Genomic DNA, 19,742 nt, shown 5'->3' on the forward strand with positions numbered 1-19,742 from the left:
CGCATGCCTGATTCGACCGACAAGATCCCGACGCCGGTGCACGCGACCAGGAAGATGCGCGCAACCGCCCGGAGGTTCCGTCCGGCCGCGCTCGCCTCGGCCGCCCTCGCGCTGGCGCTCGCCCTGTCCGGCTGCGCCCAGGCCGACACGACCGCACCGAGCACCGTGCGGGCCGAGGCGGCGCACGGGGCGCCGGCGAAGTTCGGGACCGTCGACTGCCGCGAGGCCAAGTGCATCGCGCTCACCTTCGACGCCGGGCCCAGCGAGAACTCGGCGCGGCTGCTCGACATCCTCAAGGAGAAGAAGGTTCCGGCCACCTTCTTCCTGCTCGGCAAGAACCACATGGAGAAGTACCCGGAGCTGGTCGAGCGGATGGCCGCCGAGGGCCACGAGGTCGCGAGCCACACCTGGGACCACAAGATCCTCACGCGGATACCGGACGCGCAGATACGCGAGGAACTGAAGCGGCCGAACGACGCGATCGAGCGGCTGACCGGGCACAGGCCCACGCTGATGCGCCCGCCGCAGGGCCGTACGGACGCCGACGTGCACCGGATCGCCAAGGAGCAGGGCCTGGCGGAGGTGCTGTGGAGCGTGACCGCCAAGGACTACACGACCAACGACTCGGCGCTCATCACCAAGCGCGTCCTCGCCCAGTCGTCCCGCGACGGGATCATCCTGCTGCACGACATCTACCCGGGCACCGTGCCCGCCGTCCCCGGTGTCATCGACGCGCTGAAGGAGCGCGGCTACGCCTTCGTGACGGTGCCTCAGCTGCTGGCACCGGGCAAGGCGGAACCGGGCAAGGTCTACCACCCCTGACCGCTCGGCCGGGTGAGGCGGAGGTGAACGCGCGGGTGCCGGGCGGCCATTGCCTACGATCGTGCCGTGCCGACCTTCACCTTCGCCCGCACGGCCCCGCTTCCGCCCGACGAGGCGTGGCGCCGGCTCACCACCTGGCCCCGTCACGCCGACGCGGTCCCGCTGACCCGCATCCGGGTGCTCACACCGGAGCCCACCGGCGTGGGGACCCGCTTCGTGGCCCGCTCCGGCCTCGGCCCGCTGGCCGTCGACGACGTCATGGAGGTGACGCTCTGGCGCCCGCCCGCCGACGGCGAGGCCGGGCTGTGCCGCCTGGACAAGCGCGGCCGGGTGGTGCGGGGCTGGGCCGAGATCGAGGTGGGGCCGGGGCCCGGGGGCCGCAGCCGGGTGGTGTGGCGGGAGGAGCTGCGGGTGCGCTTCCTGCCGCGCGCCTTCGACGGCGTACTGGAACGCACGGCACGCGCGATGTTCGGCCGGGCGGTCAATCAGCTGCTTCGCCGGGCGTAGCGCGCCGGCGCCCCGAAGGCGTGCGCGGCTGCATCCCTGGACGGCTCCGCCGCACGGTCGCGACCGACCCCGACGAGACCCGCGGACGCCGGACGCCGCCCCGCAACGCCTCAGGCCACCGATCCGATGCTCCGGGCCGGCCACACGACCGTCTCGCGGTGGATGGGGGTGCGCGCGCCGGTGAGGGAGACCCCGCTGCCGCCGCGCCGGTTCGCGACGATCTCGGCGGCGATCGACAGGGCCGTCTCCTCCGGCGTACGGGCCCCGAGGTCGAGCCCGATCGGGGAGCGCAGCCGGGCCAGCTCCAGGTCGCTGACGCCGACCTCGCGCAGCCGCTCGTTGCGGTCCAGGTGGGTGCGGCGGGAGCCCATCGCGCCGACGTAGGCGACCGGCAGCCGCAGGGCCAGCTTCAGCAGGGGGACGTCGAACTTGGCGTCGTGGGTGAGGACGCACAGAACCGTACGGCCGTCGGTCCCGGTGCGCTCCAGGTACGTGTGGGGCCACTCGACGACGATCTCGTCGGCCTCGGGGAAGCGGGTGCGCGTGGCGAACACCGGGCGGGCGTCGCACACGGTGACGTGGTAGCCGAGGAACTTGCCGACGCGGACGAGCGCGGAGGCGAAGTCGATCGCGCCGAAGACGATCATCCGGGGTGCGGGGACGCAGGACTCGACCAGCACCGTGAGCGGGGCGCCGCAGCGCGAGCCCTCCTCGCCGATCTCCAGGGTGCCGGTGCGGCCCGCGTCCAGGAAGGCGCCGGCCTCCGCGGCGACGGTGCGGTCCAGTTCGCGATGGGCGCCGAATCCGCCGTCGTACGCACCGTCGGGGCGCACGAGGAGGGCCCGCCCCCGCAGCCGGGCCGGCCCCTCCACGATCCGCGCGACCGCCGCCGCCTCCCCACGGGCGGCGGCGGCCAGCGCGGCGGCGACCACCGGCCGGGCGGGACCGTCCGCCCGGACCGGCGTGACGAGGATGTCGATGACGCCGCCACAGGTCAGGCCGACGGCGAAGGCGTCCTCGTCGCTGTACCCGAAGCGCTCCAGGACGGTCTCGCCGTCCTCCAGCGCCTGCCGGCACAGCTCGTACACGGCCCCTTCCACGCATCCGCCGGAGACCGAACCGATGGCCGTGCCCTCGGCGTCCACCGCGAGGGCGGCGCCGGGCTGGCGCGGGGCGCTGCCGCCGACGGCCACCACGGTGGCGACGGCGAAGTCACGGCCCTGCTCGACCCACCGGTTCAGCTCCTCGGCGATGTCCAGCATCTGTCGGTCTCCTTGACGGGGTTGGGGCAAGCGCCCCGGAGGGGCGCGGGAACTGCGCGAGCGGTCACGACGGGTCCGCGGACGACCGGCGACCCGTCACGGCTCGCTGCCGGCGGAGCGTCTAGTGCACGCCCAGCCAGGCCTCGATCGGATGAAGGGCGAAGTAGATCAGGAAGACGGCGGTCAGGCCCCACATGAAGGCACCGATCTCGCGTGCCTTGCCCTGGGCGGTCTTGATGGCGGTGTAGGAGATGACACCGGCCGCGACACCGCTGGTGATGGTGTACGTGAACGGCATCAGGACGACGGTGAGGAAGACCGGGATCGCGGTGGCGCGGTCGGCCCAGTCCACGTGCCGGGCGTTCATCAGCATCATGGCGCCGATGACGACCAGGGCGGCGGAGGCGACCTCCTGAGGGACGATCGCGGTCACCGGGGTGAAGAACAGACAGGCCGCGAAGAACAGGCCGGTGACCACGGAGGCGAGACCCGTGCGGGCCCCCTCCCCGACACCGGTGGCGGACTCGATGAAGACCGTCTGCCCCGAGCCGCCCGCCACGCCGCCGATCGCACCGCCGGCGCCGTCGATGAACAGGGCCTTGGACAGGCCCGGCATACGGCCCTTGTCGTCGGCCAGTTCGGCTTCGGTGCCGACGCCGATGATGGTGGCCATCGCGTCGAAGAACCCGGCGAGGACGAGAGTGAAGACGATCATGCCGATCGTCATCGCGCCGACCTTGCCCCAGCCGCCGAACTCCACGTGCCCGAAGAGCGAGAAGTCGGGCATCGAGACCGCGCCGTGCAGTTCGGGGGCGCCGTTGGCCCACTGCTTGGGGGCGATGACGCCGAGGCCGTTGAGGACGGCGGCGACGACGGTGCCGGTGACGATGCCGATCAGGATGGCGCCGGGGATGTTGCGCGCCTGGAGCATGAAGATCAGCAGCAGGGTGCCGGCGAAGAGCAGCACCGGCCAGCCGGCGAGCTGGCCCGCCGGGCCGAGGGTGACCGGGGTGGCCACGCCCTTGTGCACGAATCCGGACTTGTAGAAGCCGATGAGGGCGATGAACAGGCCGATGCCCATGGTGATGCCGTGCTTGAGCGCGAGCGGGATCGCGTTCATGATCATCTCGCGCAGGCCGGTGACGACCAGCAGCATGATCACGACGCCGTACATCACGCACATGCCCATGGCCTGCGGCCACGTCATGTTGGGGGCGACCTGTGAGGACAGGACACCGGAGACGGAGAGACCGGCGGCGAGCGCGAGGGGCACCTTGCCGACGAAGCCCATCAGCAGCGTGGTGGCGGCCGCCGCGAACGCGGTCGCGGTGATCAGGGCCTTCTGGCCGAGCGTGTCGCCCGCCGCGTCCTTGCCGGACAGGATCAGGGGGTTGAGCAGGAGGATGTACGCCATCGCCATGAAGGTGGTGATGCCGCCGCGGACCTCTCGCGAGACCGTGGATCCTCTCTTGGTTATGTGGAAGTACCGGTCGAGCCAGGATCGTCCTGCCGGGACGCGGGTGCCTTCGCCCGCGTCGTCGGCTGCGGTCCTGGGCTCCACTGACTGCTGGGTCATGGTGCCATCTCCCAAGGTTCACAGGGGCACCCGCACCACCGCCCTGCGGTGTGCGGGATTTGGGAATGGACGACCCGGGGGACGGCCCGAGACGAACAAGGGGTGGTACTTCAAGGACCGCGAGCGGAGCGGAACTCAAAGGGGGGTTCCTCCGGGCGGCGCGGCGGAGTGTGTGACGTTCCCTGCGCCGCCCGGAGAGCTTTTCGGTGTTACGCGGTGCCCGTGAGGTGCTCGGGCCGCACCGGCGTGCGGTTGAGCTCCAGCCCGGTCGCGTTCCGGATCGCCGCGAGGACGGCCGGCGTGGACGACAGGGTCGGGGCCTCGCCGATGCCACGGAGCCCGTAGGGGGCGTGGTCGTCGGCGAGTTCGAGCACGTCGACCGGGATGGTCGGCGTGTCGAGGATGGTGGGGATCAGGTAGTCCGTGAAGGAGGGGTTCCTGACCTTCGCGGTCTTCGGGTCGACGATGATCTCCTCCATCACCGCCACGCCCAGGCCCTGGGTCGTACCGCCCTGGATCTGGCCGACGACGGAGAGCGGGTTGAGCGCCTTGCCGACGTCCTGGGCGCAGGCCAGCTCGATGACCTTGACCAGGCCGAGTTCGGTGTCGACCTCGACGACCGCGCGGTGCGCGGCGAAGGAGTACTGGACGTGTCCGTTGCCCTGGCCGGTGCGCAGGTCGAAGGCCTCGGTCGGCCGGTGCCGCCACTCCGCCTCGATCTCGACGGTCTCCCCCTCCAGGACGTCGGCCAGGTCGCCGAGGACCTCGCCGCCGTCGGTGACGACCTTGCCGCCCTCCAGCAGGAGTTCCGCGGTCGCCCAGGCCGGGTGGTAGCTGCCGAACTTGCGCCGGCCGATCTCCAGGACCTTCTCGCGGACGAGTTCGCAGGCGTTCTTCACGGCGCCGCCGGTGACGTACGTCTGCCGGGAGGCCGAGGTGGAGCCGGCGGAGCCGACCTGTGTGTCGGCCGGGTGGATGGTCACCTGGGTGACGCCGAGCTCGGTGCGGGCGATCTGCGCGTGGACGGTGACACCGCCCTGGCCGACCTCCGCCATCGCGGTGTGCACGGTCGCGACCGGCTCACCGCCGATGACCTCCATGCGCACCTTGGCGGTGGAGTAGTCGTCGAAGCCCTCGGAGAAGCCGACGTTCTTGATGCCGACCGCGTAACCGATTCCGCGTACGACGCCTTCGCCGTGCGTGGTGTTGGACAGGCCGCCGGGCAGCTGCCGTACGTCGGCGCCCTCGCTGGACTCCCACTGGCGCTCGGGCGGCAGCGGCATCGCCTTGACGCGGCGCAGGAGTTCGGCGACCGGGGCCGGGGAGTCGACCGGCTGCCCGGTCGGCATGACGGTCCCCTGCTCCATCGCGTTCAGCTGCCGGAACTCCACCGGGTCCATGCCGAGCTTCTTCGCCAGCTTGTCCATCTGCGCCTCGTAGGCGAAGCACGCCTGGACCGCGCCGAAGCCGCGCATGGCGCCGCAGGGCGGGTTGTTGGTGTAGAGGGCGATGGCCTCGATGTCGACGTCGTCGATCACGTACGGGCCGACCGACAGGGAGGAAGCGTTTCCCACGACCGCCGGGGAGGCGGAGGCGTAGGCGCCGCCGTCCAGGACGATCTTGCACTTCATGTGCGTGAGCTTGCCGTCCTTGGTGGCGCCGTGCTCGTAGTACAGCTTCGCCGGGTGCCGGTGGACGTGCCCGAAGAAGGACTCGAACCGGTTGTAGACGATCTTCACCGGCTTGCCGGTGCGCAGCGCCAGCAGGCAGGCGTGGATCTGCATCGACAGGTCCTCGCGGCCGCCGAACGCGCCGCCGACGCCGGCTAGCGTCATGCGCACCTTCTCCTCGGGCAGGCCGAGGACGGGGGCGATCTGGCGCAGGTCGGAGTGGAGCCACTGGGTGGCGATGTAGAGGTGGACGCCGCCGTCCTCCTCCGGTACCGCGAGGCCGGACTCGGGGCCGAGGAAGGCCTGGTCCTGCATGCCGAAGGTGTACTCGCCCTCGACGATCACGTCGGCCCGCCCGCGGGCCTGCTCCACGTCGCCGCGGATGATCGGCTGGCGGTGCACGATGTTCGGGTGCGGGACGTGCCCGATGTGGTGGTCGTCGCGGTTCTCGTGGACGAGGATCGCGTCCGGCGCGGTGGCGGAGGCCTCGTCGGTGACGACGGGCAGTTCCCTGTACTCCACCTTGATCTTGGCGGCGGCGCGGCGGGCCGTCTCCGGGTGGTCGGCGGCGACGAGCGCCACCGGCTCGCCGTGGTGGCGAACCTTGCCGTGGGCCAGGACCGGGGTGTCCTGGATCTCCAGGCCGTAGTGCTTCACCTCGGTGGGCAGGTCGTCGTAGGTCAGGACGGCGTAGACGCCGGGCGTGGCCAGGGCCTCGGAGGTGTCGATCGAGACGATCTCGGCGTGGGCGACGGTGGAGCGCAGGATCTGGCCCCACAGCATGTCCTCGTGCCACATGTCGGACGAGTACGCGAACTCGCCGGTGACCTTGAGGGTGCCGTCCGGGCGGAGCGTGGACTCGCCGATGCCGCCCTTGGTCTGAGAACCCTGCGTGATCTTCGTAGGGGTGCCGGTGGGGGCACCTCCCGCTCGAGCGGAGCCGGGAGTGGGGGACGGCATGTCAGACCTCCTCGGACTGACGGGCGGCCGCCAGGCGGACCGCGTCCATGATCTTCTCGTACCCCGTGCAGCGGCACAGGTTGCCCGACAGCGCCTCGCGGATGTCCGCGTCGGACGGGTTCGGGTTGCGCTCCAGGAGTTCGTCGGAGGCGACGAGCAGACCCGGGGTGCAGAAGCCGCACTGGACGGCGCCGGCGTCGATGAACGCCTGCTGGATCGGGGAGAGTTCCGCGCCCTCGCCGGTCTGGGAGTCGGAGGCGGGCTTGGCCCTCCACTGCTGGGCGTCCTGGAGCGTCGTACCGCAGGCGCCGGTGGCGCAGCCGCCGTGCTCCTCGCGCTGCTTGGCGTAGTCCGCCAGGCCCTCGACGGTCACGACGTCGCGTCCCTCCACCTGGCCGGCCGCGACCAGGCAGGAGCAGACCGGCACGCCGTCCAGGCGCACGGTGCAGGAGCCGCATTCGCCCTGCTCACAGGCGTTCTTCGAACCCGGAAGGCCCAGGCGCTCGCGCAGGACGTACAGCAGGGACTCGCCCTCCCAGACGTCGTCGGCCTCCTGCGGACGTCCGTTGACGGTGAAGTGGACGCGCATCACGCAGCTCCCTCGGTGGTGCGGTGGTTGCCGCGGTACGACTCCCAGGTCCAGGTGAGCGTCCGGCGGGCCATGACGCCGACCGCGTGGCGGCGGTAGCTCGCGGTGCCCCGGACGTCGTCGATCGGGTTGCAGGCGGCCGAGCACAGGGCGGCGAACTGCTTGGCGACCGACGGGGTGATGATCTTTCCGTTGTCCCAGAAACCGCCCTCCTGCAGGGCCGCGTTCAGGAACTGTTCGGCGGCCTTGGCCCGCACGGGGGTGGGCGCGGCCGAGCCGATGCCGGTCCGTACCGTACGGGTCTGGGGGTGCAGGGCGAGACCGAAGGCGCACACGGCGATGACCATGGCGTTGCGGGTGCCGACCTTCGAGTACTGCTGCGGGCCGTCCGCCTTCTTGATGTGCACGGCGCGGATCAGCTCGTCGGGCTGCAGGGCGTTGCGCTTGACGCCGGTGTAGAACGCGTCGATCGGGATCAGGCGGGTGCCGCGGGCCGCCGACTCCGCCTCGACCTCCGCGCCGGCCGCGAGCAGGGCGGGGTGGGCGTCACCGGCGGGCGAGGCCGTGCCGAGGTTGCCGCCGACGCCGCCGCGGTTGCGGATCTGCGGGGAGGCGACCGTGTGCGAGGCGAGCGCGAGGCCCGGCAGCTCGGCACGGAGGTTCTCCATGATCTTGGTGTACGGCACGGAGGCACCCAGCCGTACGCTCTCCTCGCCGACCTCCCACTCGGTGAGGTCGCCGATGCGGTTGAGGTCGAGCAGGTACTCGGGCCGGCGGTGGTCGAAGTTGATCTCGACCATCACATCGGTGCCACCCGCAATCGGCACAGCGGTGGGGTGCTCGGCCTTCGCGGCGAGCGCCTCCTCCCAGCTGGCAGGGCGAAGGAAGTCCATGACCGGCTCTCTTCTTGGTCTCATGGGTCGAACAGATTGAGCCAATCCGTATGCGGCGGGCCCGGCTCGTTCACGTGCTGTTAACGCGGAGTGGACTCAGTACACCGCCCCGTACTCCAACGCGGTCAGTCACCGAAACCATGAAGGAGTTGGCTGGCCACACCGGGCATCTTGTAGATTCGTATGAACGGAGGTCATCGGCAACCTCTCCGATTTCCTGGGGAAACGCAGGAAACACCGCGGAGACCCCGGGAGAGTGCCCTGGCGGCCCGTGCCGGGCCGTTCTCCTGTCACCCTCCAAGATCCATCGTAGGTTTCGAGACAAAGAACGGCGGCGACGAGATGCGGCTGCGCGCACTTCTGGACACCGATGCGCTGGGCCTGCGGCTGCTCGGCGGCGAGGAGGAGCTGGACCGGTCGGTGCGCGGGGTCATGACCACCGACCTGCGGGACCCGAGCCGCTACCTCTCCGGGGGCGAGCTGGTGCTGACCGGCCTCGCCTGGCGCCGGAACGCGAGCGACTCCGAGTCGTTCGTACGGATCCTGGTGCAGGCCGGGGTGGCGGCGCTCGCGGCCGGCGAGGCGGAGCTGGGGGACATCCCGGACGACCTGGTCCTGGCCTGTGCGAGGAACCGGCTGCCGCTGTTCGCGGTGCACGAGTCGGTGGCCTTCGCCACGATCACCGAGCACGTCGTACGGCAGGTCTCCGGCGAGCGCGCCGGGGACCTGGCGGCCGTCGTGGACCGGCACCGGCGGATGATGACCTCGGGCCCGGCGGGCGGCGGCCCGGACGTGGTCCTGGACCTGCTCGGCTCCGACCTGGACCTGCGTGCCTGGGTGCTCTCCCCCACCGGCCGGCTGATCGCCGGTTCCAAGGTGGCGGGCCCGGCGCTGCCCGCGGAGACCTGCGCGAACCTCGCCGCCGAGCACCTGGCGGCCACCCGCACCGGCCGGCGCGGCCCGCACCGGGTCCTGCTGGACGGTACGACGTACTCGCTGTTCCCGATCCGCTCCTCGGGCCGCTCCCCGCAGGCCGCCCGCGACGTGCGCGAGACGGTCCTGTCGGACTGGCTGCTGGCCGTCGACGCGGACGCCGGGGACTGGCCCGAGGAGCGCCTGGACCTGCTGCAGGGCGTGACCCAGCTGATCGCCGTCGAGCGCGACCGCCGGGACGCGGCGCGCACGGTGCGGCGCCGGCTCGCCCAGGAGGTGCTGGAGCTGGTGCAGACGGGAGCCGCGCCGGCCGAGATCGCGGCCCGTCTGCGGGTGGCCGCGCCGGTGCTGCTGCCCGGGCTCGGGGCGGCCCCGCACTGGCAGGTGGTGGTGGCCCGCGTGGAATGGGAGGGCGAGGAGGTCGAGGGCGGCCCGGTCGCCCAGTCGCTGCTGGAGGAGGTGCTGGTCGACCCCCTGGCCACCGGCCCCGAGCCCTCGGACCGGATCGCCGTCGCCCACACGGGCGACGAGGCCATCGCACTCGTCCCGCTCCCCGCGGTCTCCGCCGAGCACGACGGCTCGGAGACCGGTCTGCTGGCCGACGCCCTGCTGCAGTCGGTGCGCGAGACGCTGTCGGCGGGCCTGGACGGCGACGGGCGGCTCACCCTCGGTGTCAGCGCCGCCGTGCACTCGGCGGAGGGCCTGCGCGGCGCCCTGGAGGAGGCCCGGCACGCCCGCCGGGTGGCGGCGGCCCGCCCCGGCCGGGTCTGCGCGGCCGGGCACCAGGAGCTGGCGTCGCACGTCCTGCTGCTCCCGTTCGTCCCGGACGACGTCCGCCGCGCCTTCACGGCCCGCCTCCTGGACCCGCTGACGGACTACGACCGCCGCCACCGGGCCGAGCTGATCCCCACCCTGGAGGCGTTCCTGGACTGCGACGGCTCCTGGACCCGCTGCGCCACCCGGCTCCACCTGCACGTCAACACGCTGCGCTACCGGGTCGGCCGCATCGAGCAGTTGACGGGACGGGACCTGTCGCGGCTGGAGGACAAGCTGGACTTCTTCCTGGCCCTGCGCATGAGCTGAGGTCAGCGGGGGCACGCGGCCGCCGCGGTGGCCAGGACCCGTCACGCGCACGCCCCACGACTTTGTGAAATCTTTCACCCACCCTCTTGGCCCGGCCCGCCGATTGGTGCTGGAATGCCGCCACCACTCAACAGCTCGATGGCGTGCTCGGGGAGGGCAACGTGGCGCATACCGCCATGTCTGGTAACGGAACGACCCCAGGTGACGATCCGCTCCAGACCGCGGTATGGCGGCTGCGCTCGCGGGCCTGCTGGGCGGACGCGGCGGCCCTGCTGCCGCCCGACACCCCCGCCACGGCCCTGCAGCGGGCCGTACTGCTGGTCGAACGGTGTCTGTACACCGAGCGGGGCTGGCAGGAGGCGGAGGACGCCCTGCGGACGGCGGAGGCGCTCGCGCACACCGACGACGAGCGGGGGGCCGCCGCGTGCGAGCGGGGTCAACTCGCCTACACGGCGACGCTGCACGGGGTGCGGGACCGCGCGGACGAGGCGCGCGCGGCACTCGGCCGGGCGGCGGCGCTGATCCCTCCGGGGGCGCCGGGCCGGGCACTGCTGGACTTCCGGCGGGGGCTGATCGCCGAGAACCTGACCCGCTCCGCGCAGGCGGCGCGTGCCGCGTACCGCCGGGCGCACGCGGGCGCCACCGCGCACGCGGACCCCCTGCTGCTGTCCTTCACGTGGCGTCACCTTGCCGGACTCGCCCTGCGCGAGGGCGAGTTGACCGAGGCCCGGCACGGCTTCGCGGAATCCCTCCGGATCCGCGAGGAGCTGGGCTACCTGGTGGGCACGGCCCCTGCGCTGGCCTCTTTGGCCGACGCGGAGTCCGAGCCGGAGGCCTCGCGGCTGCGGGAGGAGGCGCGCCGTCTGTTCCGGCTGCTCGGGGGTGTACCGACCTGGCTGGCACGGCAGTTGTCCCCACCGGCGCCGGGGGCGGCCACGGCGTAGGGGCGGGTGGGGACCGTCCCTCACCGGGTGCGGGCCGGCGGGGGGCTCGTCGCGCGGCTCCCCGTGCCCCTCCGGGACGCCTCGGCCGCAGCCCGCCGGGGGCGCGGGGAACTGCGCGGGCGACCACGACACCCGCGCCCGGGCAGACGGCCCGGACCTCGACGGCGCCCACCGCAGCCGCTCAGCACGCGCCCGCGAAGTGCTCCTCCACCAGCGTCCGCACCACATCCGCGTCCCCGGCGGTCAACGCGTCCAGCAGCGCCATGTGCTCCGCGGCGTCCGCCACGAGAGAGGCCCGGCCGTGCCGGACCGGCGGCCACTGCGACCGCCGGTGCAGATCCGACGCGATACGGACCAGCTGCTCGTTGCCCGACAGGGCGAGCAGCGCCCGGTGGAAGGCCCGGTCGGACTCCGCGTACGCGGCCGGACAGCCGGACGCAGCCGCCCGTACCGTCTCCTGCGCGAGCGGACGCAGCTCGGCCCACCGCTCGCCCGGCACGGTCCCAGCGAGCCGCAGCATCACCGGCACCTCGATGAGCGCCCGCACCTCGGCCAGCTCGGCCAGCTCCCGCGCCCCGCGCTCGACGACCCGGAAGCCTCGGTTGGGCACGACCTCGACGGCGCCCTCCAGGGCGAGCTGCTGCATGGCCTCGCGCACGGGGGTGGCCGAGACACCGAACCGGTCGCCGAGCACCGGCGCCGAGTAGACCTCGCCCGGCTGCAGCTCCCCGGTGACCAGCGCCGTCCGCAGGGCGTCCAGGATCTGCCCGCGCACCGAGGAGCGCCGCACCGCCGGCCGCGGCCCGGGAATCGGCCGCTCACCGTGCGTGTGCTCGCCACGCGCGGCGGGCAGGGCGGTGTCCCGCTCGCGGCAGCCGTCCGGGGTGTCCTCCGCGCGCGCCTGCGCGGGCCCCCGGGCGGCGCCGGGCGTCCGGCGCCGCGGTGTCCCCGCCTCGGCGGAGGCCTGTGCACTCTGCTCCACGGGTCCTCCTGGCGGGCTTGTCGGCACTTGGGCCATTAACGGTGGGTTGTCACTTGTCCGTCAAGCACCTTAGGCGCCCGAGGCGGGAGTTCCAATTCACCCAGGGGGAAATAAGGCAAGGCTTACCTGCGCGCGAATCGGAACGGTTGATTCACACCTTCCCCACCCGCCACGGAAACTTTCCGGGGAACCACGCGTCCGGGTACTCTTATTCGAACTCAACTCCCGCTCGCCGCACGGCAGTTCGAGGAGAAGGCCACCCTGGGCATCCCCTTGCACTTCCTTGGCGGCCTCTTGCCCCGAAACCCCCTGAGGGCCCTCGGGAGTGGGCCACTATGGCGGGCGTTACGCCCTATCCCAATGCAAGGGACCCCTGATGAGACTGACCGACATATCGCTGAACTGGCTGCTTCCGGGCGCCGTACTGCTCCTGGGGATGCTGGCGGCGGTGGCGGTGCTCGCGCGCGGCAAGCGCTCCTCCGGGGAGAACGCCAGCGCGGACGACTCGTGGGAGCGCAGCGAAGAGCGCCGCAGACGCAAGGAGGCCATCTACGGCACGGCCTCGTACGTGCTCCTGTTCTGCTGTGCGGCGGTCGCCGCCGCCCTGTCCTTCCACGGCCTCGTCGGCTTCGGCGAACAGAACCTGGGGCTGACCGACGGCTGGCAGTACCTGGTGCCGTTCGGCCTGGACGGCGCGGCGATGTTCTGCTCCGTCCTCGCGGTGCGCGAGGCCAGCCACGGTGACGCGGCCCTCGGCTCCCGGATCCTCGTGTGGCTGTTCGCCGCCGCCGCGGCGTGGTTCAACTGGGTGCACGCGCCCCGGGGCGCCGGGCACGCGGGCGCCCCGCAGTTCTTCTCCGGTATGTCGCTGTCGGCGGCCGTCCTGTTCGACCGCGCGCTGAAGCAGACCCGACGGGCCGCGCTGCGCGAGCAGGGCCTGGTGCCGCGTCCGCTGCCGCAGATCCGTATCGTCCGCTGGCTGCGGGCCCCCCGCGAGACCTACCGGGCCTGGTCGCTGATGCTCCTGGAGGGCGTGCGCAGCCTGGACGAGGCCGTGGAGGAGGCCCGCGAGGACAGGCGGCAGAAGGAGGAGACGCGGCAGCGCCGGCGCGATCAGCAGCGGATCGAGCGGGCCCAGCTGAAGGCCATCAGCCGGGGCCACCGCGGCTTCGTCGGCCGCGGCGCCCGGCAGGTCGAGGTGCAGGCGGTGGAGCGTGGCCCCGCCCCGGCGACCGCGGAGCCTGCCATATCCACCGCGGAGCAACTGCCCGTACGCGCCCGCCCCTCCCTGCAGCCGGTCCGCAGAGGATCCGCTGAGCAGGTGACCGTCGACCTCACCGCCGAGGACGACACCATGGCCCTGCCCCGCCTGGACTCGCTGGAGCGCAAGCTGAAGGACCTGGAGCAGCAGTTCGGCTAGCCGGGCACTCCGACGTGCCGGGGGCAGGACCACACGGGTCACGCCCCCGGCGCGTTTCCGGGCGGCGGAACCGCGACACCCTGCGGGGCGCGAGGCCGCGGGAGCGACCGGCACCGGCGAACCCGCACCCGCACCCGCACCCGCACCCGCAGAACGGCCTTGTCGCCCGGTGCGCAGCGTCACGCCGCCTCGGCACCCAGTTCGAACCACACCGACTTGCCCACCCCGTGCGGCCGTACGCCCCAGGAGTCCGCGAGGGACTGCACCAGCAGCAGACCGCGCCCGTGGGTGTCCTCGTCCGTGTCCGGGCCTCTGAGATCCGGTCTGCGGGCCACGAAGTCCCGTACCTCCACGCGCACTCCGCCCGGTTCCACCACGGCCGTGAGGACCGCGTCGTCGTCGGTGTGGACGAGCGCGTTGGTGACCAGTTCGCTGGTGAGCAGTTCGGCGATCTCCGAGCGGCCCGGTTTTCCCCAGTGCCGCAGCAGTTCGCGCAACTCCCGGCGGGCCTCGGGCACCGCCCTGAGATCCGCCCGCCCCAGCCTGCGCCGGAGCCGGTGCGCGTGTTCCGTGGTGGTGTCGGCCTCTTCCCCCGTCGTCGCCGAGGAGCCCCCGACGACCGCGGGACCGCCCCCTCGTGCCTGACTCTTCATGACCCCCGCCCGCACGCCGCTGGACCCTGCCCCTCCTGGTCGAACACGTTCACGGAGGATGCTTGCCCAGCACGAACCCGGGCAGTCCTGACAGATGCCCGATGACCGGAGGTTCGGCCACGGCCGTACGGGGCCCGGACCGCCCGCCGGGCCGCGCCGCACCCGCCTCGCCGGCCTCCCGTACGGCGCTGGGCGCCCCGGACGCCCCGCGACGGCGGGGCAGATGCGTCCGGCACCGGCCGTCGGCACACCGTCACACGCCGTGAAAGTGGCCGAAATCCGCTCCTGTCCTGGCGGGTTCAGGGGCGGGGTACGGGGGTGCGGGAGGCGGACAGGGCGAACTGGTGACCCTCTCCGCGCCGATCTCCGGCGTGGGGTTCCGTGCCGGGGGTTGTCCGCGGACGTCCTTGAGCACGCCGGTGAGCGCCCGGGCTTGTCCACCCCGTGTCCCGGGAAGCGGTTACGCCTCCCACACGGCCGCCGCCGTACGGTCGTCGGCGTAGCCCTTCACCCGCACCTGGGCGTCGGCGAGGAACGCGGCGAGGCCCGGCGCGGTAGGTCCGGACCAGCGGCGGGCCAGATAGGCGCAGAGGGCGGCCTCGCCACGCAGCGGGTCGGCGAGACCCGCGGTGCACATCACCAGCGCATCACCCGGGCGGGCCGCCGAGGCTCGGAACCGGAACGGCTCGCGGGGCGGCTCCGGGGCCGGCTCGTACGGGCTGGGCGGGGTCGGGATGCCGAGATCCATGGTGAGCCGGTCGCCCTCGGGCGTCTCGGCACACGTCTTCGCGGGTTTTCCCGGTGGGGAGCCGGGGCCGACGGCGGACGCGCCGCCGCTGTCGTCGGACGTGACGCGCGGCTCGATGTCGTGCCACTGCCCGTCCCGCAGCCGGAACAGACCGCCGTCACCGACGCCGAAGAACACGCGCGTACGGCAGTCGGGATCGGCGGGCAGCAGCAGACAGCGCAGGCTCGGGGTGCACTTCTCCGGGTCGACGCCCCGTTCCGCCGCGCTCACCCGGAGCTTGCCGAGGCTGCGGTCGGTCAGCCGGTGCAGGCCCGCCCTCAGGTCGCCGCACCGGGCGGCCCGGATGTCCGCCACCAGCCGGTGGTGACTGCGGCCCACGGCCCACCCGATCCACCGGCACGCCTCGGCCGCCACGAGATGCGCACCCGGCGTGCCCCGCACCCCGGTCGCCATCGCGACCAGCACCAGTGCCTGCTCCCCCGTCCCGAACCGGGCGGTCAGCAGCGAGTCCCGCCGCGGCTCGCCCCGGTACCGCGCCGAGTCCCCCCGCAACGACACCGCACGCAACGCACACGCCCCGTACCGGGCCCCGTCCAGCACGGTGTCCGCCACCAGCTCCCCCAGCCCCTCGGGATCGGCGGCCGGCAACGCGGTCGGCTCGGGGTCGTAGGTGGGCGGACCGGAGCCGACGTAGTCGAGACAGGAGGGGGCAGGGGGCGGAGTGAGGGGCGAGGACGTGGGTGAGGCGGCCGACGCGGCCGGGGATGCGGACGCGGCGGGCTCGGACGGGTGGGCGCCGGCGCCTGCCGGAGGCTTTTCGGGGGCTTGCGACGACGAGAGGCGCGTCGGCGTGTCCAGCGGCTCGGGGGGCGAGACGGACTCCGGGGGCCCCTGCGTCCGAGCGCACGGGTCGGGCTCGGCCGCATCCCGCCCGGACCAGCCGGCGGGCGAGGCGGAGGACCCCTCCTGCGCGCCGCGGTCGGCCGACGCCGAGGAGGCCACAGGAAGGTCCCGCGACCCCGGGACCGACGCGGGCCCGGAAACATCCCCGGACCAGTCGGCGGGCGGGGCGGGGGACGGGTCCTGCGTGGTGCGTTCACGGGGCGCTGGGAGATCCTGCGGCTGCCAGGGCGCGGCGGGCGCCAACGGCATCCGCGGCTCCATGGGCGAGGGGGGCGCGGACACGTCCCCCTCGGACCGGTGGGTGGACGGCGCGGCGGGGGGCCGCTGCTCCGGTGCGGTGTCCGCGGCGGGCGGGGACGGGTCCTGGGACCGAGGGGGTGGGGTGGTGGGTGCCGACGGGTTCCGCGCCGGGGGTTCCGTCGGGGGTGCGGGGGGCCGGCGGTTGGTCGATGAGGGCGGTTCGCGGTGGGGCGGGGGCGGCTCCCAGGGGGTGCGCTGGGGCGGCAGCGCGGTCCGGCCCGGAGGTGTGCTCCCCGAGGTGTCGCCCCGGTCCGGCGCGTCGGCGCTGCCGGCCGCGTCGGCGGCGGCCCGCGTGCCCGGTCCCGGCTCGCCCGACGGTGCCGTGACCGGCCGGCCCGTCACCGTGCGCTTCGCGGAGGCGAACCGGTCGTCCAGGGAATCCGGCGCGGCCGTGGGTCCGGTGTCCTCGGTGGAGTCGTCGTACAGCTGTCCCCACCAGTCGTCCTCAGGACGGGCGGGCCTTCCCCCCTGCTGGCTCATGCCGCTCATTGTCCACCGCACGGGCGGTATGAAAACGGGTCATCGGGAAAATCCGGCGCACCGACCCCGCCGCACGGCGCGTCGGGTGAGGGACTGAACAGCCGTACGGCAAGCGGGAGATGACGGTGGACGGCCGCCGGGCGGCCCCACCCCCCACGGGAGGGCCACCCGGAGACGCCGCACGTGGCCCGGCCCCCGATCCCCTTCGCGTGGCACGCACACGTCCGGGCCCGGGCCACGGTCCGGACGACCGGGCCGCTGTGCCGGCGCAGCACCCGCTCGGCGTCCGGACGAGGCCGAGGCGCAGGCGGCCGGGCGCGGGGTGCGCCACCGCGTGGTGGTGGAGCGCGCGGTGCTGGACCTGCCGGGCGGGCTGACCGAGCTGACGGCGGCGCTCGGCCGGGACGAGCGGGTGCGGGTCGTGGACCGGGTGCCGACGAAGCTGGTGATCGCCGACCGTGCGCTCGCCATGGTGCCGCTGACCTCACGCACGGCGGAACCGGCCGCGCTGGTGGTGCACGCCGGCGGGCTGCTGGAAACCGCTGTAGGGGCTGACCGACGCGAGCGTCGCCAAGCAGCTGGACCTGGGCCTGAGGACCGTGCAGCGCCGGGTGCGGCGGCTGACGGAGCCGGCCCGGGTGGCGACCGGGCTGCAGCTGGGCTGGCACGCGTACGAGCGGGGCTGGGTGTCCCGCTCCCAGCCTTCCGTGGACGCGCCTTTGACCTGCGGTTTCTTGGCTTCTGGCGCACTCTGGGCAGATGGGAGCGTGGGAACTCCTGCTGGTCGGCGTGGTCATCGTGCTCGGCCTGTGCGGAGTGCTGGTGCCCGGTGTGCCGGGGTCGTGGCTGGTGTGGGCCGCGGTGCTGTGGTGGGCGCTGACGGACCCTCAGCCGTCGGCGTGGGCCGTTTTGGTGGGCGCCACCGGGGTGCTGCTGCCGTCGCTGGCGGTGCGCGCCGCGCTGCCGCCGCGCCGGCTCCGCGAGAGCGGCGCGACGCCGCGGCTGGCGGTGTACGCGGGCGCCGGGTCCTTCCTCGGCTTCGTCCTGCTGCCGGTGCTGGGCGCGCTGCCGGGGTTCGTCGCGGGGATCTATGTGCACGAGCGACTGCGCCTGGGCGGGCACGGCGAGGCGATCGCCTCCCTGCGCACGACGATGCGCTCGGGCGGCTCCAGCGTCCTGACCGAGTGGTTCGCCTGCCTGCTGATCGCGGGGGCGTGGCTGGGCACGGTGCTGTGGGGCTGACCCCGTCACCGCACCCCGGCAGAGCCCGGCCGCACCGGACCGACGACGGCCACCCCGCGCCGGGCCACACCCCGACGCACCGGGCCGGGAACCGCTGTCACCGCGCCGGGGCCCGTCCCCCGCGGCCTGCGCGCACCAGGCCGCCGCCCCGGCACACGGAGCGGGAAAACGGAGCCGGAAACCGGTGTCGCCGCGTCAGGGACCGGCATCCCCGGAAGCCGGCATCGCCGCGCCGGAAACCGTTGTCACCGAGCCACGCCGGCGAGCGCCCGGCGGACCGTGTCCGCGACCGCTGCCATCCCCGTGTCGTTGAAGTGCAGGTGGTCGCCGGGGTCGTAGGCGGGCAGGAGGCGGGTCGGGTCGGCGGGGTCGCGCAGGGCGGCGTCGGCGTCGGCGACCGCGTCGAAGGCGCCGCCGGTGCGGATGAACGCGTTCACCTGCTGCCGTACCGCCTCGCGGGCGTCGGTGTACGCGGAGAAGCCGCGGTACGGGGTGAGGGTGACGCCGACGACCCGGACGCCCCGGCCGTGGGCGCGGGCGACGAGTGTGCGGTAGGCGTCGGCGTACGCGGTGACGTCGTCGGCCGTCGGTGTGCCCTTGATGTCGTTGATGCCCTCCAGGACCACCAGGACCCGTACCCCGGCCCGGTCCAGGGCGTCGGCGTCCAGACGGCTGAGGGCGCTCGGGCCGGTGCCGTCGTGCAGCAGACGGTTTCCGGAGATTCCGGCGTTGAGGACGCCGAACCGGTCCGCGCGCACCTGTTCGGCGAGCCGGTCGGGCCAGCGGTGGTTGGTGTCGGGGGTGGAACCGTTTCCGTCGGTGAGGGAGTCGCCGAACGCGACGATGCTGCCCGCGGCGCCGCCGAGGACGTCGACACCGGTGACGTAGTACCAGCGGTTGATGGCGGTCGTGTACGCGGTGCCGCCCTCGTCGGTGGCCCGGCCCGCCCCGGCCGGGGCCAGGTAGCTGGTCTGCAGGGCCGTCTGGTGGTAGGTCGCGGGGCCGCTGTCGGCGGGGGTGTACACGGTGACGAGGAGGTCGGCGGCGGCCGGGACCGACAGCGGCACCGGGTCGGTGACCAGGTCCTGGCCGGGCGGGACGGTGACGGTCGAGGCGCCCTGGAAGGTGGCGGTGCGCAGGGTGCCCGGCACGGCGTTCGGACCGGCCGCGCGCAGCGCGACGGTGACCGCGCCGAGCTGCAGGGGCACGGTGCCGAAGCGGTTGCTGAGCCGGATGCGCACGGCCGTGCCGCCGACGCTGAGGTGGACGACGTTGCGGACGGCGGCGCCGGGCAGCGCGGGGGCGGTGCCCGACGGCGCGGTCTCCCAGCTGCCGGTCCAGGGCGGCGGCGCCGGGGCCGCGACGGCCGGCGCCGTCGTGCCCGGCAGTATCGCCAGCAACAGCACCGCCAGGGCCCGTTTGACCTCGATCATCTCCGCACCCGTCCTTCCCCGTGGCTCGTCGGAGCAGACCGTGCCACACGGCCGGGCCGCGCCACCGCACCTTCGAGGGCGGTCCACCCGCTCGGCGCAACGGCCTACGGACGACCGCCCCGGGGTGCGGAGCCGATGCGCGGGGCGCGGGCGGCGTGCCGGGCGACCGTCATGGCCGTGTTCAGCGAGCGGAGCCCGCGCGTCCGGTGTCGCGGCGGCCCGGCCGCGTGACCACCGTGGCCCCTCGTGACCACCGTCGCCCCCCCCGCCGGTCCCTCACGGACCGCGCCGCCGTCGTCCCCGCCACCTACGGCCGGATCGACCCGGAGTTCCTCTTCGACT

General features: G+C 73.7%; 15 protein-coding genes and 1 pseudogene. 7 read left to right on the forward strand and 9 right to left on the reverse strand.

The window, feature by feature from the left end; genetic code table 11:
* The first annotated feature begins 54 nt into the window (after positions 1-54).
* Positions 55-822 (forward strand): polysaccharide deacetylase family protein, encoded by a 768-nt coding sequence (locus ACWC94_RS37225; protein ID WP_450801738.1) that lies wholly within the window; start codon positions 55-57, stop codon positions 820-822.
* A 66-nt stretch (positions 823-888) separates the two neighbouring features.
* Entirely contained in the window at positions 889-1,329 is a 441-nt protein-coding gene (locus tag ACWC94_RS37230; protein ID WP_450801714.1) for an SRPBCC family protein, read from the forward strand.
* Between the two features lie 110 nt (positions 1,330-1,439).
* On the opposite strand, the gene ACWC94_RS37235 is transcribed toward ACWC94_RS37230, so the two are convergent.
* The 5 genes from ACWC94_RS37235 to ACWC94_RS37255 all read right to left on the reverse strand — a co-directional run bounded on the left by ACWC94_RS37235 (position 1,440) and on the right by ACWC94_RS37255 (position 8,279).
* On the reverse strand, positions 1,440-2,591 hold the full coding sequence (locus ACWC94_RS37235; protein WP_450801715.1) for an XdhC family protein: 1,152 nt from the start codon (positions 2,589-2,591) through the stop codon (positions 1,440-1,442).
* Positions 2,592-2,712: 121 nt separating this feature from the next.
* The gene (locus ACWC94_RS37240) at positions 2,713-4,167 is read right to left on the reverse strand and encodes an NCS2 family permease (RefSeq protein WP_450801716.1); all 1,455 of its coding nucleotides are present in this window, start codon (positions 4,165-4,167) and stop codon (positions 2,713-2,715) included.
* A 209-nt stretch (positions 4,168-4,376) separates the two neighbouring features.
* Positions 4,377-6,797, reverse strand: a complete 2,421-nt coding sequence (locus tag ACWC94_RS37245; protein WP_450801717.1) for a xanthine dehydrogenase family protein molybdopterin-binding subunit — start codon at positions 6,795-6,797, stop codon at positions 4,377-4,379.
* Position 6,798: 1 nt separating this feature from the next.
* The gene (locus ACWC94_RS37250; RefSeq protein WP_450801718.1) at positions 6,799-7,386 is read right to left on the reverse strand and encodes a (2Fe-2S)-binding protein; all 588 of its coding nucleotides are present in this window, start codon (positions 7,384-7,386) and stop codon (positions 6,799-6,801) included.
* Positions 7,386-8,279, reverse strand: a complete 894-nt coding sequence (locus ACWC94_RS37255) for an FAD binding domain-containing protein (RefSeq protein WP_450801719.1) — start codon at positions 8,277-8,279, stop codon at positions 7,386-7,388. Before ACWC94_RS37255 ends, ACWC94_RS37250 begins: the two co-directional genes overlap by 1 nt.
* A 342-nt stretch (positions 8,280-8,621) precedes the next feature.
* Here ACWC94_RS37255 and ACWC94_RS37260 point away from each other — a divergent pair, with 342 nt between their 5' ends.
* Positions 8,622-10,295, forward strand: coding sequence for a PucR family transcriptional regulator (locus tag ACWC94_RS37260; protein WP_450801720.1), 1,674 nt, complete (start codon positions 8,622-8,624; stop codon positions 10,293-10,295).
* A 176-nt stretch (positions 10,296-10,471) separates the two neighbouring features.
* Positions 10,472-11,239, forward strand: coding sequence for a hypothetical protein (locus ACWC94_RS37265; RefSeq protein WP_450801721.1), 768 nt, complete (start codon positions 10,472-10,474; stop codon positions 11,237-11,239).
* A 181-nt stretch (positions 11,240-11,420) separates the two neighbouring features.
* Here the strand turns inward: ACWC94_RS37265 and ACWC94_RS37270 are convergent, their stop codons facing one another.
* Complete coding sequence (locus ACWC94_RS37270; protein WP_450801722.1) at positions 11,421-12,221, reverse strand: GntR family transcriptional regulator; 801 nt, start codon at positions 12,219-12,221, stop codon at positions 11,421-11,423.
* 376 nt (positions 12,222-12,597) lie between these two features.
* Between ACWC94_RS37270 and ACWC94_RS37275 the strand changes: the two genes are divergently transcribed.
* Positions 12,598-13,641: a DUF2637 domain-containing protein gene (locus ACWC94_RS37275; protein ID WP_450801723.1), complete on the forward strand. Its 1,044-nt coding sequence runs from the start codon at positions 12,598-12,600 to the stop codon at positions 13,639-13,641.
* A gap of 179 nt (positions 13,642-13,820) precedes the next feature.
* Here the strand turns inward: ACWC94_RS37275 and ACWC94_RS37280 are convergent, their stop codons facing one another.
* On the reverse strand, positions 13,821-14,294 hold the full coding sequence (locus ACWC94_RS37280; protein WP_450801724.1) for an ATP-binding protein: 474 nt from the start codon (positions 14,292-14,294) through the stop codon (positions 13,821-13,823).
* 460 nt (positions 14,295-14,754) lie between these two features.
* Positions 14,755-16,725, reverse strand: coding sequence for a protein phosphatase 2C domain-containing protein (locus tag ACWC94_RS37285; protein WP_450801725.1), 1,971 nt, complete (start codon positions 16,723-16,725; stop codon positions 14,755-14,757).
* A gap of 289 nt (positions 16,726-17,014) precedes the next feature.
* Between ACWC94_RS37285 and ACWC94_RS37290 the strand changes: the two are divergent.
* Positions 17,015-17,420: pseudogene (locus ACWC94_RS37290) on the forward strand (helix-turn-helix transcriptional regulator); the annotation flags it as partial.
* 64 nt (positions 17,421-17,484) lie between these two features.
* A complete protein-coding gene (locus ACWC94_RS37295) occupies positions 17,485-17,967 on the forward strand; it encodes a DUF456 domain-containing protein (RefSeq protein WP_450801726.1) in 483 nt (160 codons plus the stop codon).
* A gap of 245 nt (positions 17,968-18,212) precedes the next feature.
* Here ACWC94_RS37295 and ACWC94_RS37300 read toward each other — a convergent pair whose 3' ends face one another.
* Positions 18,213-19,400 carry an SGNH/GDSL hydrolase family protein gene (locus ACWC94_RS37300; RefSeq protein WP_450801727.1) on the reverse strand — a complete coding sequence of 396 codons (1,188 nt, stop codon included), beginning with the start codon at positions 19,398-19,400 and terminating at the stop codon, positions 18,213-18,215.
* Positions 19,401-19,742 lie beyond the last annotated feature (342 nt).

It is taken from the genome of Streptomyces sp. NPDC001135 (genome assembly GCF_053598395.1).

What these genes read in the sequence shown, in the direction of transcription:
- ACWC94_RS37295 (WP_450801726.1), top strand. Translation starts at nt 17,485, where the DNA reads ATGGGAGCGTGGGAACTCCTGCTGGTCGGCGTGGTCATCGTGCTCGGC.
- ACWC94_RS37255 (WP_450801719.1), bottom strand. Translation starts at nt 8,279, where the DNA reads ATGGACTTCCTTCGCCCTGCCAGCTGGGAGGAGGCGCTCGCCGCGAAG.
- ACWC94_RS37280 (WP_450801724.1), bottom strand. Translation starts at nt 14,294, where the DNA reads ATGAAGAGTCAGGCACGAGGGGGCGGTCCCGCGGTCGTCGGGGGCTCC.
- ACWC94_RS37285 (WP_450801725.1), bottom strand. Translation starts at nt 16,725, where the DNA reads ATGAGCCAGCAGGGGGGAAGGCCCGCCCGTCCTGAGGACGACTGGTGG.
- ACWC94_RS37300 (WP_450801727.1), bottom strand. Translation starts at nt 19,400, where the DNA reads ATGATCGAGGTCAAACGGGCCCTGGCGGTGCTGTTGCTGGCGATACTG.
- ACWC94_RS37235 (WP_450801715.1), bottom strand. Translation starts at nt 2,591, where the DNA reads ATGCTGGACATCGCCGAGGAGCTGAACCGGTGGGTCGAGCAGGGCCGT.
- ACWC94_RS37225 (WP_450801738.1), top strand. Translation starts at nt 55, where the DNA reads ATGCGCGCAACCGCCCGGAGGTTCCGTCCGGCCGCGCTCGCCTCGGCC.
- ACWC94_RS37265 (WP_450801721.1), top strand. Translation starts at nt 10,472, where the DNA reads ATGTCTGGTAACGGAACGACCCCAGGTGACGATCCGCTCCAGACCGCG.
- ACWC94_RS37250 (WP_450801718.1), bottom strand. Translation starts at nt 7,386, where the DNA reads ATGCGCGTCCACTTCACCGTCAACGGACGTCCGCAGGAGGCCGACGAC.
- ACWC94_RS37240 (WP_450801716.1), bottom strand. Translation starts at nt 4,167, where the DNA reads ATGACCCAGCAGTCAGTGGAGCCCAGGACCGCAGCCGACGACGCGGGC.
- ACWC94_RS37245 (WP_450801717.1), bottom strand. Translation starts at nt 6,797, where the DNA reads ATGCCGTCCCCCACTCCCGGCTCCGCTCGAGCGGGAGGTGCCCCCACC.
- ACWC94_RS37260 (WP_450801720.1), top strand. Translation starts at nt 8,622, where the DNA reads ATGCGGCTGCGCGCACTTCTGGACACCGATGCGCTGGGCCTGCGGCTG.
- ACWC94_RS37275 (WP_450801723.1), top strand. Translation starts at nt 12,598, where the DNA reads ATGAGACTGACCGACATATCGCTGAACTGGCTGCTTCCGGGCGCCGTA.